Annotated in this window: 13 protein-coding genes; 9 read left to right on the top strand and 4 right to left on the bottom strand. The window is 63.1% G+C overall.

Annotation, left to right across the window (positions count from 1 at the left end; translation table 11 throughout):
• Nucleotides 1-685 precede the first annotated feature (685 nt).
• Both HMPREF0762_RS03275 and HMPREF0762_RS03270 read right to left on the bottom strand, forming a co-directional pair.
• Nucleotides 686-1,201 (bottom strand): hypothetical protein, encoded by a 516-nt coding sequence (locus HMPREF0762_RS03275; RefSeq protein WP_006362001.1) that lies wholly within the window; start codon nucleotides 1,199-1,201, stop codon nucleotides 686-688.
• Nucleotides 1,198-1,479, bottom strand: a complete 282-nt coding sequence (locus HMPREF0762_RS03270) for a hypothetical protein (protein WP_006362000.1) — start codon at nucleotides 1,477-1,479, stop codon at nucleotides 1,198-1,200. The genes HMPREF0762_RS03275 and HMPREF0762_RS03270 overlap by 4 nt, the downstream gene beginning before the upstream one ends.
• 220 nt (nucleotides 1,480-1,699) lie before the next feature.
• On the opposite strand from HMPREF0762_RS03270, the gene HMPREF0762_RS03265 reads away from it, so the two are divergent.
• From HMPREF0762_RS03265 to HMPREF0762_RS03230, 8 genes are all read left to right on the top strand, one after another.
• Nucleotides 1,700-1,906 carry a DUF6290 family protein gene (locus tag HMPREF0762_RS03265; RefSeq protein ID WP_006361999.1) on the top strand — a complete coding sequence of 69 codons (207 nt, stop codon included), beginning with the start codon at nucleotides 1,700-1,702 and terminating at the stop codon, nucleotides 1,904-1,906.
• 217 nt (nucleotides 1,907-2,123) lie between these two features.
• Nucleotides 2,124-4,013, top strand: coding sequence for an acetyl-CoA carboxylase biotin carboxyl carrier protein (gene accB / locus HMPREF0762_RS03260; RefSeq protein ID WP_006361998.1), 1,890 nt, complete (start codon nucleotides 2,124-2,126; stop codon nucleotides 4,011-4,013).
• A gap of 5 nt (nucleotides 4,014-4,018) precedes the next feature.
• Nucleotides 4,019-5,359, top strand: coding sequence for an acetyl-CoA carboxylase biotin carboxylase subunit (gene accC / locus HMPREF0762_RS03255; RefSeq protein ID WP_006361997.1), 1,341 nt, complete (start codon nucleotides 4,019-4,021; stop codon nucleotides 5,357-5,359).
• A 395-nt stretch (nucleotides 5,360-5,754) separates the two neighbouring features.
• Entirely contained in the window at nucleotides 5,755-6,111 is a 357-nt protein-coding gene (locus HMPREF0762_RS03250; RefSeq protein WP_006361996.1) for an Asp23/Gls24 family envelope stress response protein, read from the top strand.
• A gap of 12 nt (nucleotides 6,112-6,123) precedes the next feature.
• Nucleotides 6,124-6,780, top strand: coding sequence for a transcription antitermination factor NusB (nusB, locus tag HMPREF0762_RS03245; RefSeq protein WP_006361995.1), 657 nt, complete (start codon nucleotides 6,124-6,126; stop codon nucleotides 6,778-6,780).
• An 11-nt stretch (nucleotides 6,781-6,791) separates the two neighbouring features.
• Entirely contained in the window at nucleotides 6,792-7,064 is a 273-nt protein-coding gene (locus tag HMPREF0762_RS03240; protein ID WP_006361994.1) for an exodeoxyribonuclease VII small subunit, read from the top strand.
• A gap of 20 nt (nucleotides 7,065-7,084) precedes the next feature.
• A complete protein-coding gene (gene dxs, locus HMPREF0762_RS03235) occupies nucleotides 7,085-8,986 on the top strand; it encodes a 1-deoxy-D-xylulose-5-phosphate synthase (protein WP_006361993.1) in 1,902 nt (633 codons plus the stop codon).
• Nucleotides 8,987-8,996: 10 nt separating this feature from the next.
• On the top strand, nucleotides 8,997-9,770 hold the full coding sequence (locus HMPREF0762_RS03230; RefSeq protein ID WP_006361992.1) for a TlyA family RNA methyltransferase: 774 nt from the start codon (nucleotides 8,997-8,999) through the stop codon (nucleotides 9,768-9,770).
• A gap of 199 nt (nucleotides 9,771-9,969) precedes the next feature.
• Here HMPREF0762_RS03230 and epsC read toward each other — a convergent pair whose 3' ends face one another.
• Together epsC and HMPREF0762_RS03220 are read right to left on the bottom strand one after the other, a co-directional pair.
• The gene (gene epsC, locus HMPREF0762_RS03225; protein ID WP_006361991.1) at nucleotides 9,970-10,890 is read right to left on the bottom strand and encodes a serine O-acetyltransferase EpsC; all 921 of its coding nucleotides are present in this window, start codon (nucleotides 10,888-10,890) and stop codon (nucleotides 9,970-9,972) included.
• A 115-nt stretch (nucleotides 10,891-11,005) separates the two neighbouring features.
• On the bottom strand, nucleotides 11,006-11,749 hold the full coding sequence (locus tag HMPREF0762_RS03220) for a beta/alpha barrel domain-containing protein (RefSeq protein WP_006361990.1): 744 nt from the start codon (nucleotides 11,747-11,749) through the stop codon (nucleotides 11,006-11,008).
• Between the two features lie 392 nt (nucleotides 11,750-12,141).
• On the opposite strand from HMPREF0762_RS03220, the gene cbiM reads away from it, so the two are divergent.
• A complete protein-coding gene (cbiM, locus tag HMPREF0762_RS03215) occupies nucleotides 12,142-13,146 on the top strand; it encodes a cobalt transporter CbiM (RefSeq protein WP_006361988.1) in 1,005 nt (334 codons plus the stop codon).
• Nucleotides 13,147-13,262: the final 116 nt, after the last annotated feature.

The following is a 13,262-nucleotide window of genomic DNA, read 5'->3' as shown; positions in this document are numbered from 1 at the left end:
GAGTCGGGCGGTTTTCTTCGCACGTGGTAAGACTTCTACGCGCGTATCCTGTGCATGCCGCCTGATTGCGGATTCGCGTCCATTTCCCTTTTTCATAGTGGGTTGATATGGGAGCATAGCGGGTTGGGGCAGGAGCAAGGCTTCATTTTATCGGTTCCATTCCATCAATCTACCTGCCAACGGCGTTCTGCTTGCATCAAAGAGAGAGCAAAATAGGGGAGGGGGTATAGCCCCTTTTTCGACGAGAAATCCGATGCCGGTGTCAAAATATGGCTGTTTAGAGAATCTCGAACCTTATTTTTGTCGTAACTACAACGAAACTGCCTTATGCGATGCACTATTTAGTTGTAATTACAACTTATGTATCGAAAATATACCCCTACAGGGTATACAAAACTCTGATTTTTTGGCATTGAGGGAGGGTTTGACTTGCAGCCTTCGGCACACGACCCGCGCGACCCGGGAGCAGGTTAGATAGGGATTAGGTTAGACATGAAAGACGAACCTACATGATGACGATCGATGCAACGATGGAAATTCGCGCACGGCATGACGACAAGGAAGACGCTCCTTCTATTCATTCTTCAATCAGAACGGACATCGGATACGGAGTCGCGTTCGTATTCATGGACGTCGGCGACATTTCTCGATCGGCCTCTGAGAGGAGGCCGGGCCTGGCTGGCGGTCATGCAGCCGGTCCGTGACGCCTGTCCATCTCCTCCCGGATGCGCCGCGCAGGGACGCTGAGAACCGTGTGTGCCGCCACGAGGATCACGAAGGCAGCGCCGAGAACCGGATGCGCACTGTGCAGGCAGCCTGCGAACGGGAATCCCGACAGGATCATGACGACGAGCGCCAAAGGCAAAACGATCCACGAAATAACGCTGTGGGCAGCGTAGATGGCGGCGTCGCGTTTGAATCCCGAATCAGCGAGCGCGTGATAGCGGTATCCGAACGGAGGGTTGGACCTGTCCGCATTCCTTGCTTTCACGATGACGGCCTCCGCCATGCCCGCGACGAACAGGAGAAGCAGCGCCGCGCTGGAGATGCGGTGCACCATGTGCGCGGTGTTGTCCAGACTCGGGTTCGTCATGAGCATGATGCCGGAGATGATGGAAGCCAAGAATACGACGATTCCCGCCATATGGACGACGAAGAAGGGGAAGGGATGCAGCCGATAGTGGTCTTCGAGGCGGGTCATCTGGTCTTCTCGAGTCCAGGAATGGCGTCGATCTCTTCATCGGAAACGGGTTCGTAGGCGCGTTTGCCCACTGCCCGAGCGTATGAGGAGCACCAGGGGCACAGCTTGTCGTCACTCGCGCGTACCGCCTGATACCAGAACCCATGCTGCTTCTTGCGAGCCGCCCTGCACCCTGGGCATAGGTTCAAGCAGAAATTCGCGCGTTTGACATCCTTGTCGTGCAATTCGGCTTCTTGTTCGGGAGTCAGAGTGCTTCCCCGCATCTGCGCATCATCCATGGCAAGGCTCCGTCTTTCGGAACTGCGTTTTCCAGAGTGTATGTGCGGGCTAACTCTTTGTCAACGACACGAGGAGAACGGAGTATGGGTCTTCGTTTTGCTTATCCTGTCTCCATCCGAAGACAGTATGAAGACGTGGCTCAAAGTAAAGCCTCCAACAGATGCTGATCGGACGGGATGGATTCCATGCTAGGATGCTGAAACGTGGAGGGAGGTCCGTATGGCTATGCGCTTTGAAAAAAAGAAGGTTTCCGCCGAGGGCTCCAAGATGGCTATCGGTTCCCTAGGCATTGATTCCGCGGGCAATGCAGCTCTCGAGTGCATCGAAGACGAGCTCGACCTTCAGGCGTGGGAAGCCGCTAAGGCCGCGTTCGATGCCGATCCCGAAACCATCTCCGCTGCCGACATCGCATCGAAGTATCTCTAGCGCACGGGCGGTTCGCGTCGTCGGGCACGGGCGGTTCGCATCGTCTGATCGCCGAGCCTTGCAGTCGCGCGATCCCCTCAGTCGCCCGCTCACACCAGCTCTGCCTTTTACCTGATGTTCACCAAGCTGACGCGGGGCGTTTCCGACGCGCTGCGTATAATGATCAGCTATCGACTGCGCGGGGAAGCGCGGCGAATCGACTCCGAAGAGGTGAAGCATGCCAGGTTTGCAGCTCATGGATACCACCATCCGTGACGGCCAGCAGAGCCTTTGGGCGACGCGTATGCAGTTGGGCGATATGCTGCCCATCCTGCCGAAGATGGACAAGGTCGGCTACTGGGCCATCGAGGCCTGGGGCGGCGCCACGTTCGACACCTGCCTGAGGTTCCTGGACGAAAACCCCTGGGAACGCCTGCGTTCCATCAAGCGCCTGACCCCCAACACCGATCTCTCCATGCTGACGCGCGGTCAGAACCTGGTCGGCTACAAGCACTATTCCAAAGACATCATCAACCGCTTCACGGCGTGCGCCAAGAAGAACGGCGTGCAGGTCTTCCGCGTCTTCGACGCCCTGAACGACATCCGCAACGTCATCGACAGCGCCGAGGCGGTCAAGGCCTGCGGCGGCTGGTTCGAACCGGCCATCTCCTACACCGTCTCGCCGGTGCACACGCTGGATGCCTATATCGAATACGCCCAGCAGCTCAAAGATCTTGGTGCCGACTCCATCGCCATCAAGGACATGGCGGGCATGCTCACGCCATATCGCACGGAACGCCTGGTCAGCGTCTTGAATGCCGAAGTCGGCCTGCCGGTTCATCTGCATTGCCACTACGTCGGCGGCATGGCGCCCACCAACATCCTCAAGGCCGCCGAAGCCGGCGTCGCCGTGGCCGACACCGCGTCCGCCCCGCTCGCCTTCGGCAACAGCCATCCCGCGGTCGAAACCGTCGTCGCCGCGCTGCGCGAAAGCAAGTACGACACAGGCTACGACATCGATCTCCTGTTCGAAATCGCCGATTACTGGGAAGAGGTCCGCAAGCGCGGCCACTATAACCGCGGCGTGACGTCGCTCGCGCACATGAAGGTCTTCAGCCATCAGGTGCCCGGCGGCATGATGTCGAACCTCGTGGCCCAGCTGGAAATCCAGAAGGCGACCGATCGCCTGGACGAGGTGCTGGTCGAAATCCCGAAGGTGCGCGCCGAGGTCGGCTATCCGCCGCTCGTCACGCCCATGAGCCAGATCGTCGGCACGCAGGCCGTCCTCAACGTGCTCACCGGCTCCCGCTGGAGCATCGTCTCCAAGGAAATGAAGGACTACCTGTGCGGATACTACGGCAAGGCGCCCGGTCCGATCGACCCCGACGTCTTCAAGAAGGTCGTCGGCGCATCCGACAGCGTGCTGCCTCCCGACGTGTCTCCCGCCGCACTCGTCACCACTACCTACGATGAGGTCGCGGAAGAGATCGGCGACCTCGCCCAATCCGAGGAAGACGTGCTCATGTACGCCCTCTTCCCGAACGAGGCGCGCAACTACCTGTCCAAGCATCGCGCCACCGAGAAGGTGGAGTTCCTGCTCGAAAACGAGTCCAACCAGACCAAGGAGGACGATTACGTGGATATCAGCCAGATTCGCGAGCTCGCGAAGGTCGTCGAGGATTCCGGCGTAGGCGAAATCACCGTCGAAGAGGACGGCATGCGCATCAGCATCAGGATGCCCGGCGCGGCTCCCGCGGCTTCCGCTGCCGCAGCTCCCGTCGCAGCAGCGGCTCCTGCCGCCCAGCCTGCCGCAGCCCCTGCGGCCGCGCCTGCTGCCGAGGAAGATTCCCGTCCTGCCAACTGGGTGAAGGTTTCCGCCCCGATGGTCGGCACCTTCTACGCCGCCCCCGCTCCCGGCGAGCCTGCCTTCGTCAAGGTGGGCGACGAGGTCGCTGCCGGCGAGACGCTTTGCATCGTCGAAGCCATGAAGCTCATGAACGAAATCGGCGCGCCCCAGATGGGCATCGTGCGCGAGATCTGCGTCGAAGACGCCTCGCCGGTCGAATACGGCACGGCGCTCTTCTATATCGAACCGTATCGCGAGGCCGACGCGGGCGAGGGAGCGTAGATCCCATGTTCAAGAAGATTCTCATCGCCAATCGCGGCGAAGTGGCCCTGCGCATCATGCGCGCGGCCCGCGAGCTGGGCGTGAAGACGGTCGCGGTGTATTCCGAGGCCGACCGCGACACGCTGCCCGTTCGCTACGCCGACGAGGCGGTCTGCATCGGACCTGCGCCTGCCGGCAAGTCGTACCTGGTCATGTCGAATATCATTGCGGCGGCGAACACCACCGGCTGCGAAGCCGTGCACCCCGGTTACGGCTTCCTCGCTGAAAACGCCGACTTCGCTCGCGCCTGCGCCGACAACGATCTCGTCTTCATCGGCCCGTCGCCCGACTGCATCGAACGCATGGGCAACAAGGCGGCCGCCCGCGAGACGATGACCGCTTGCGGCGTCCCCACCGTTCCCGGCTCCGATGGCGTGATCGAAGACGTCGAGGATGCCCGCGCCTTCGCCGATCGCGTCGGCTACCCGGTGCTCATCAAGGCATCGGCCGGCGGCGGCGGCAAGGGCATGCGCGAGGTGCACGATCCGAAGGATCTGGACGGCGCGTTCTCGGCTGCCAAGGCCGAGGCCCAAGCGGCGTTCGGCAACGGAGACGTCTACCTGGAAAAGCTTGTGCTGCGCCCGCGCCACGTGGAAATCCAGGTTCTGGCCGACGACTTCGGCAACCATATCTCGCTCTGCGAACGCGACTGCTCCATCCAGCGTCGCCATCAGAAGCTGCTCGAGGAAGCGCCGTCGCCGGCGCTCACGCCCGAGCTGCGTCGCGCGATGGGCGTCGCCGCCATCAAGGCCGTGCGCGCGGTCGACTACCGCAATGCCGGCACGATCGAGTTCCTGCTCGACGAGTCCGGCAAATTCTACTTCATGGAGATGAACACGCGCGTGCAGGTGGAGCATCCCGTCACCGAGCAGATCACCGGCGTGGACATCATCAAGGAGCAGCTGCGTATCGCTGCGGGCGAACCGATGCGGTGCGCGTCGCGCGCGCCGTTCTCGCCGAACGGACATGCCATCGAGTTCCGCATCAACGCCGAGGATCCGGACAACGATTTCCGTCCGAGCCCCGGCACCATCACGCGTTTCGAGGTGCCGACCGGTCCCGGCGTGCGCATCGAGACATACCTCACCCAAGGCGCGAAGATCTCGCCCTACTACGATTCCATGGTCGCCAAGCTCATCGTCTGGGGATCCGATCGCGAAGAGGCGCTCCAGCGCGCCCGCCGCGCGCTCGACGAATTCGCCATCGAGGGCATCCCGACCACGATCCCGTTCCACAAGCGCGTGCTCGATACGGCCATCTTCCAGGCCGGGGAAGCGCGCACCGACTTCATCGACATCGCGTTCTAGCGCGCATGCGCGTCGAAGCGGCATCTTCGGACGGATAGTCCGTTTCCAGGTCGCCCCGTATCCTTCGAAAAGAAGAGGATGCGGGGCGGCTTTGCATTCACGGCCGCGGTCCAGGCATGGTCGCGGCTCTGCGTTCATGGTTGCGGTCCGAGTATGGTCGCGGTCAGGGCATGGCTGCGGTCAGAGCGTGGCCGTGGCCCGGGCGTGGCTTCGTTCGGCCCGGGCATGGCTGCGGGCGGGCATGGCCTCGGTCCGGGCGATTCGGCCTTATGCGGTTCAGGCGATCCGGCTCCTCATGGTCTTTCTTCATCGAACAGGCGCGCCTTCGATTGCGAGCGGCCGCGTGCGGTACAATGGGCAACTGCGTATATACGGGCTCCATGAAAGGACCAGCCATGAGCGAAGAACTGTATATCGACGGCCTCGGCCTCGCGCCGGGCGTCATGGAAACCATCGTTTCCCTCGCGGCGAAAGACATTGAAGGCGTGGCCAGCGTCGGCGCGTCGTCCCTTTCCGGGCTTCGTTCGCGCTTCGCGCCCAAGAGCGCCCAGCCTGCTCCTGCGGTCGACGTCACGATGGATGACGCGCAGCAGATCAACGTGGCCGTCCATATCGACGTCGAATACGGCAAGGTCATCCCCGAGGTGGCCGAAAAGGTCCGCACGGCGGTCGTGGATGCGGTCGCAACGCAGATCGGCTTCGCCGTCGCGTCGGTCGACGTCTTCGTCGACGGCATCGTCTTCGGAGAATAGGGTCAGCGCCACATGGGAAAAGCCAAGCGTCAAGAACACACCTTCGGCCGCCGTTCGGCCGCCTCGGTGCTGTATCAGAGCGAAATCATCGGTAAGCCGGTGGACCGGATCCTCGAAGAAGGCGATATCCCCGAGGAAGCCGGTCTCAATGAATACGGCCGTCTTCTGCTGCTGGGCTTTTCCGCCCATCGTGCGGAAATCGACCGCATCATCAGCGAACGCTCTGCGAATTGGGCCGTCAACCGCATGCCCATGGTCGATCGCGAGCTTCTGCGCATCACCGTGTACGAGATGAAGTACGTCGACGCGGTGCCGATTCCCGTATCCATCAACGAAGCCGTCGAAATCGCCAAGGAATTCGGCGGAGACGATTCCTACCGCTTCATCAACGGCCTGCTCGGTCGCGTCGCGCGCGATCTGGACGAGCAGGCATCCGGTTCCGGCTCCGATTCCGATGCGGCGTCCGCGCCCGATGATGCCGCGTCCGCCGAGCCGGCGGAATCCCCTGCGGCCGACGGGTCTGAAGATGCGGTCGAATCCGAACCCATCGAAACGGTCAAAGGAACCGCTGCAACTGCCGAACCCGAGGTATCGGCGGCTTTCGTCGCCGACGGCGCAGCTCCGGCTGCTCCCGAGGTCGCCGCCGTTGCGCTTTCGGTCGAGGACTAAGGACGTTTCCCATGGAAGATCAGCGTGGGTTCACGGAGATACGCGATCGTCTGACGGCGATCGACGGCCAGGTCAGGGAAGAGGGCGTGACTCTTGACGAAGCGCTTGCGCTCTATGACGAGGCCGTGAAGCTCGGCATGCAGGCAACTGATCTTCTTGAACAGCTGACCAGCACCGATGATGATGCTGTCGCCGGGAATCCTTCCCCCGCGTCGTCCGAAGCCATCGGCGACGATACGGCGTCCGGTCAATCCGAGAGGAGGGACGGCGACGCGGGCCTGTAGACCTGCCGAACCTTCCGCCTATGGTTATTCGCTTGCTTGACTCGATCGAGTCTCCGGCCGATCTTAAGACGCTCACGGACGATCAGCTCGCACGTCTCGCCCATGAGATTCGCGAGCAGATCATCTACACCACGTCGAACAACGGCGGCCACATCGGCCCGAGCCTCGGCGTGGTCGAGCTCATCCTCGCGTGCCACGCCGTCATGGATTGTCCGACCGACAAGCTCGTCTTCGACGTGGGGCATCAGGCTTATGCGCATAAGCTCGTCACCGGTCGCGCAAAGGACTTCGATACGCTCAGGACTCTCGGAGGCATCTCTGGCTTTCCGAAGCCGTCCGAAAGCCCCTACGACGTGCATCCCTCGGGTCACGCATCCGATTCGCTTTCGGTCGCGCTCGGCTGCGCGATGGCCCGCGACCTGCGCGGAAGCCATGAGAAGGTAGCGGCTATCATCGGCGATGCCGCGCTGTCGGGCGGTATGGCCTTCGAAGCCTTGAACCACATCGGCCAGACGCAGACCCAGATGGCCGTCATTCTGAACGACAATGAGATGTCCATTTCACGCAGCGTCGGCGCCATGGCCAACTACCTCGGCCGCATGCGCGCCTCGCGCGCCTACACCACGCGCAAGGACCAGCTGCAAGAGCGTCTGGAATCGGGCGGGAAGGCGTCGCGCGGCTTCCTGAACATCAGCCGCGGCCTGAAAGACTCCATCAAGCAGTTCATCATTCCCGACGAGATGCTGTTCGAGCAGCTCGGGCTCGTGTGCACCGCTCCTATCGACGGCCATGACATCCCGGCGCTCAAGAGCATCCTTTCCGCCGTGCTGGATTCGGACGTCCCCGTGCTCATCCACGTGGTCACGAAGAAGGGCCGCGGCTACGGCCCGGCCGAGAAGAACCCCAGCATATTCCATGGCATCAGCCCGTTCGACATACGCACCGGCAAGCCCCTTGCATCCAATAATGCCGCCCCGAAGTACACGAACGTGTTTTCCGATGCGCTCGTGCGCGAAGCGAAGGACAACGAAGACGTCGTGGCCATCACGGCCGCGATGAAGGACGGCACCGGCCTGGCGAAGTTCTCGTCCGAATTCCCCGATCGGTTCATCGACGTGGGCATCGCCGAGGAGCATGCCGTCGGTCTTGCGAGCGGTCTTGCCGCGAGCGGCAAGCTTCCGGTCGTTGCGCTCTATTCCACATTCCTGCAGCGCGCCATCGACCAGATGATCATCGACAACGCCTTGCCCGACCTGCACGTGGTCTTCGCCATCGATCGCGGCGGGCTCGTCGGCGACGACGGCCCCACGCATCATGGCGTTTTCGATCTGGTCTATACGCGCATGGTTCCCCATATGCGCGTGCTCGCGCCTTCAGACGAGGCGGAACTCGTATCCGCCCTGCATACGGCCCTGGCGTTGGACGGTCCCGTCGCCCTGCGCTATCCGCGCGGGGCCGGCCGCGGCGTCGCGCTTCCTTCCGAGCCCGAAACCTTCGAGCCGGGCGTGTCGCGTCTGGTGCGGGAAGGCTCCGATGTCGCGCTGCTCGCGTTCGGACGCATGGTGCAGGAGGCCGAGGGCGCGGCCGACGCGCTCGAGGCCGCAGGGCTTTCGGTGCGCGTCGTGGATATGCGTTGGGTGAAGCCGCTCGATATGGAGGCCGTCATGTCCGCCGCGCGCGACTGCAGGCTTATCGTGACCCTCGAGGAAGGCGTCATCCAGGGCGGCGTCGGCGAGGCGGTCATCCACGAGGTCGTCGATCACGCACGCGACCTGGCGCGCATTCCCGACATGATGACCATCGGCATTCCTGACGAGTTCGTTCAGCAGGGCAAGGTGCCGCTGCTGCATCATGCGATAGGCATCGATGCCGAAGGCATCGCGCGATCGGTCGCCGAACGCCTGTCGGTCACGCTCGCATAAGGCTCCTGCGATGTCGCCGCATGCATCGGGCGCGCAGAGCGCTGCGCGCAAGGCGAAGAAGCGCCGGCTGGATGACGAGCTCGTCGATCGCGGCATGTTTCCCGACAGGGAAGCCGTCCTGCGCGCGGTGCTCGCCCGCGAGGTCAAGGTGAACGATGCGTTCGCCGCGAGCGCCGCGGTTCCGGTCGCTCCCGATGCCGACCTATCGGTCAAGGGCCGGCGCAAGTACGTATCGCGCGGAGGCTATAAGCTCGAAGGGGCGCTCGATGCTTTCGAGCAGGCGGTCGAAGGATGCTCCTGCATCGATATCGGCAGCTCGACCGGCGGATTCAGCGACTGCCTCCTGCAGCGCGGCGCGAAGGGCGTCGCCTGCGTGGACGTGAACTACGGCATGCTTGCCTGGCAGGTGCGCACCGACCCGCGCACGCGCGTCTTCGAGCGCACCAATATCCGCACGGCCGACCCTGCCGATCTCGGCGCTCCGTTCGATGTGCTCGTGGCCGACCTCTCGTTCATCGGGCTCGCGTCGCTCGCCGGGGTGTTCGCCCGGCTGTGCCATGCGGGCAGCGTCCTTATCGCGCTCGTCAAGCCCCAGTTCGAAAGCGCGCACGGCGAGACCGACCATGGCATCGTCACCGACGAGGCGGTGCGCCTGCGCACGGTCGAAGAGGTGAAAGCGGCGCTCGCGAAGGCGGGCTTCACCGTCTCGGGCGTCGTCGAAAGCCCCATCACCGGCACGAAGGGAAATATCGAATACCTGGTGCGCGCGACGTTCGCCGTGTAGCGCGGCAGGTTCGAACGGGTAGTCTGTGCGGGTTATCGAAGGAAGCGAGACCGATGGCCATGCCAGCGGCATCGAGGGCGCTGCATAGAGAACGGCGCGGCTGAAACAGGCGCCGCCATCGCCATCGATGCCGCCTTCCCTCGATCCTGAAGCCGACTGAAGGCCGCCGAAGCCGTGCAGGCGGCCGTGCCGACCGATCTTAGATGACGTAGAACCAGGGGTCTTCCTGCTCGCCGGGCTGGCGCACGCGCACTTCCTGGTTCTTGAGCGCCACGCGCGAATTCTTCGGCACCGACGAGGTGACGAAGGCGTTGCCCGCAATGACCGATCCCTCGCCGATCACCGTTTCTCCGCCGAGGATGCTCGCGCCCGAATAGATGGTCACATGGTCTTCGATGGTGGGATGGCGCTTGATGCCCTTGAGCTTCTGCCCTGCGCGCGTCGAAAGCGCGCCGAGCGTGACGCCCTGGTAGATCTTCACGTGATCGCCCACCACGGTGGTCTCGCCGATGACGACGCCGGTTGCATGGTCGATGAAGAAGTATTCGCCGATCGTGGCGCCCGCGTTGATGTCCACGCCGGTGCCGCTGTGCGCGTACTCGCTCATGATGCGCGGAATCAGGGGCACGTTCTGCAGATACAGCTCATGCGCGAGGCGGTAGACGTAGATGGCGAAGAATCCCGGATACGAGAAGATGATCTCTTCCTTGCTCTGCGCCGCCGGATCGCCGTCGAAGGCCGCCTGCACGTCCTTCAGAAGCAGGTCCTGCAACGCGGGCAGGCGGTAGAAGAACGTCGAGCAGATCTCGCTCGCGCGCGTGTCGGCGTCGTGGTAGCCGATCGCATCGCCGTCGCGGAAGAGCAGCGCCTCCCGCACCTGTTCGTGCAGCGCGCATTCCACCTTCGACAGCGTGTCGCCGATGAAGTACTTGGGACCCGAGCCGCACGGGACCTCGTCTCCGAAATAGCGGGGGAACATGACGCGCCGGACGTTCTTCACGATGTCGATGATGGCGGTGCGGCTGGGGAAGTGACGCTGGGGATCGGTGAAGGAGATTTCCTGCACGTCGTATTTCCGGGCGATCTGGTCGACGATTCCGTCGAGCTTCTCATTGAACATCGTATGCTCGTTTCTTCTGGTAGGGAATACGGACGGTCGATGGTGCGAACGAATGCGGCGAAGGCCGGCGCGTCCGAGGCTCTTCGATCGGGCCGGCGCCTCGTCGCACGGGGTGCTACATGGAACGATAGTGCTCCATGACGATGTGCTGGATCTCCTGGATGTTCGGCGGGGTCCAGGAGATGGCGTCGGCGCCGGCTTCGATGGTCGTCAGGATGCTTTCGTCGGTCTTGCCGCCCGATGCGATGATAGGCACATCGGGCAATACGGCGCGCAGCTCGCGCACCACATCGGCCGTGCGCACGCCGGCGGCGACGTTGATGATGCGGGCCCCGGCCTCGATTTTCTCGAGGACGATGTCGTCGAAGTCGGTGACCGTCGCGATGACGGGGATGTCGATCAGCCGCGAGATGCTGCTGATGACCGCGACGGGGGTGGGAGAGTTCACGACGACGCCCGCCGCCCCCTGCATGTCGGATTCGAGCGCGAGCTCGACCGAGCGCGTGCCCGTGGTCTTTCCGCCGGACACGCCGGTGAAGACCGGACGCTCCGATGTCGCGATCAGCGCTTTGGTGATGATGGGCTGACAGGTGAACGGGTAGACGGACAGCACGGCATCGGCGTCGCAGTTGCGGATGACGGCGATGTCGGTTGAGAAGATCCAGGACTTGAGCGTGCGGCCGAAGATGGATATGCCTGCGCAGCGGTCGATGACTTCGGGCACCGGCAGCTCGGCCCTGCGATAGATGCCGCTGATCTGCTTCGGGGCCAGCGGGCGCAGGGTCGAGGCCTCGATGTCTTCGATCGTCTTGAGGTCACGGCGCACGGAATCGTATTCAGGGGCGATGAAATCAGACATGGGTCATCTTCTTTCGTTCGTGCAAAGGGTGCGTCGCCTGCGGCGGACGATCCCCGATCGGCGGGTTCATCAGGGGTCATCGAAGGCATGGCGTTGATGAGCACGTCTATCGGAAGGTGCCGTGCGCGCAGCGGCGCGTGGTTTGGAGGAGCATTATATAATGCGCGTTCGCCTGCGCAGGGCGTCCGTTGCGATTCTTCTCATTTCGTTACGCATCGTTTTCATGCGAAAAAGTGCTACGATTTGAAATAACGTAATACTTGAGGCCAAGCGGAGAAAGGGATGGTCAGAGGGATGCATAGGCGCTCGGTCAGGGAAGGGCCGCGTGCGTGCGCATCTCCGACGGCGCTCCCTCATTGCGCGAGGCCTTCCCGACCGGAAAGGGATGCGCCATGCATATTCCAGAGAACTACCTGAGTCCGTCCACCTGCGGCGTTTTCGGCGCCGTAATGGTCCCCATTTGGGGATTCGCCATCAAGAAGGTGCGCGAGACGGTGCCGCGCGAAAAGATGCCCCTGCTCGGCATCGCGGCGGCGTTCTGCTTCCTCTCCATGATGTTCAATATTCCCATTCCGGGCGGATCGACGGGCCATGCCGTCTGCGCGACGTTGGTCGCCGTGCTGTTCGGCCCCTGGGCCGCCACGATCGCGGTATCCATCGCGCTCATCATCCAGGCCGTGCTTTTCGGCGACGGCGGCATTCTGGCCCTGGGCGCCAACTGCTTCAACATGGCCGTCGTCATGCCGTTCGTGGGCTACGGCGTCTACTCGCTCGTTCGCGGCGGTTCCTCCGACCTGAAGCGCGAGCTCGTCGCCGCAGGCATCGGCGCATACGTCGGCATCAATTGCGCCGCTTTGTGCGCCGCGCTGGAGTTCGGCATCCAGCCCATTCTTTTCACCGATGCCGCCGGCGCGGCCCTGTACTGCCCGTACCCCCTTTCGGTTTCGGTTCCGGCCATGCTCATCGGGCACCTCGCCGTCTGGGGTCCGGTCGAAGTCATCTTCACGGCGGGCATTCTCGCGTTTCTGCGCCGCACGGTTCCCGGATTCGGCCTCGAAGATGCCGCCACGCCGTCCGGGCGCGCGCTCGCGCCGGCGTTCGCGCTGATCGCCGCCCTCGTGGTGCTGACCCCGCTCGGGCTTATCGCCACGGGCGATGCCTGGGGGGAATGGGGTGCGGAAGACCTCGCGGATCTTGTCGGCTACACGCCCGCCGGCTTCGAGGGTTGGGAATGGGCGGCCGCCATGCCCGATTATTCCATCGGCGCCATGCCCGAAGCCGTCGGATACATATTGAGCGCCATCATCGGCGTTGCGCTGCTTGTGATCGCATTCCGCCTGTTCGCGTTCGCGTCGAAGCCCACGGTCGATTTCGACGGCCCTTCGAGCCGCGCATAGCGGCTCGCGGGTTTTTCGCGTATGGACGCGCCGTGCCCGCGCGGCGTAGGTACAATCCGAGCGTGAGGCGCGGCATAGTCCGGCCTCACGCTCGGATACGGATGCGCAGGGGGAAT

Source organism: Slackia exigua ATCC 700122 (assembly GCF_000162875.1).
In the GTDB taxonomy this organism is placed as follows: domain Bacteria; phylum Actinomycetota; class Coriobacteriia; order Coriobacteriales; family Eggerthellaceae; genus Slackia; species Slackia exigua.
Note: the sequence above shows the minus strand (reverse complement) of the source record. Positions and strands in the feature narration are given on the sequence as shown.

Bases quoted from the DNA above. Each gene is read 5' to 3' on its own strand.
- accB (WP_006361998.1), top strand. From the start codon at position 2,124: ATGCCAGGTTTGCAGCTCATGGATACCACCATCCGTGACGGCCAGCAG.
- HMPREF0762_RS03270 (WP_006362000.1), bottom strand. From the start codon at position 1,479: ATGGATGATGCGCAGATGCGGGGAAGCACTCTGACTCCCGAACAAGAA.
- accC (WP_006361997.1), top strand. From the start codon at position 4,019: ATGTTCAAGAAGATTCTCATCGCCAATCGCGGCGAAGTGGCCCTGCGC.
- HMPREF0762_RS03265 (WP_006361999.1), top strand. From the start codon at position 1,700: ATGGCTATGCGCTTTGAAAAAAAGAAGGTTTCCGCCGAGGGCTCCAAG.
- cbiM (WP_006361988.1), top strand. From the start codon at position 12,142: ATGCATATTCCAGAGAACTACCTGAGTCCGTCCACCTGCGGCGTTTTC.
- HMPREF0762_RS03220 (WP_006361990.1), bottom strand. From the start codon at position 11,749: ATGTCTGATTTCATCGCCCCTGAATACGATTCCGTGCGCCGTGACCTC.
- dxs (WP_006361993.1), top strand. From the start codon at position 7,085: ATGGTTATTCGCTTGCTTGACTCGATCGAGTCTCCGGCCGATCTTAAG.
- nusB (WP_006361995.1), top strand. From the start codon at position 6,124: ATGGGAAAAGCCAAGCGTCAAGAACACACCTTCGGCCGCCGTTCGGCC.
- epsC (WP_006361991.1), bottom strand. From the start codon at position 10,890: ATGTTCAATGAGAAGCTCGACGGAATCGTCGACCAGATCGCCCGGAAA.
- HMPREF0762_RS03250 (WP_006361996.1), top strand. From the start codon at position 5,755: ATGAGCGAAGAACTGTATATCGACGGCCTCGGCCTCGCGCCGGGCGTC.
- HMPREF0762_RS03240 (WP_006361994.1), top strand. From the start codon at position 6,792: ATGGAAGATCAGCGTGGGTTCACGGAGATACGCGATCGTCTGACGGCG.
- HMPREF0762_RS03230 (WP_006361992.1), top strand. From the start codon at position 8,997: ATGTCGCCGCATGCATCGGGCGCGCAGAGCGCTGCGCGCAAGGCGAAG.
- HMPREF0762_RS03275 (WP_006362001.1), bottom strand. From the start codon at position 1,201: ATGACCCGCCTCGAAGACCACTATCGGCTGCATCCCTTCCCCTTCTTC.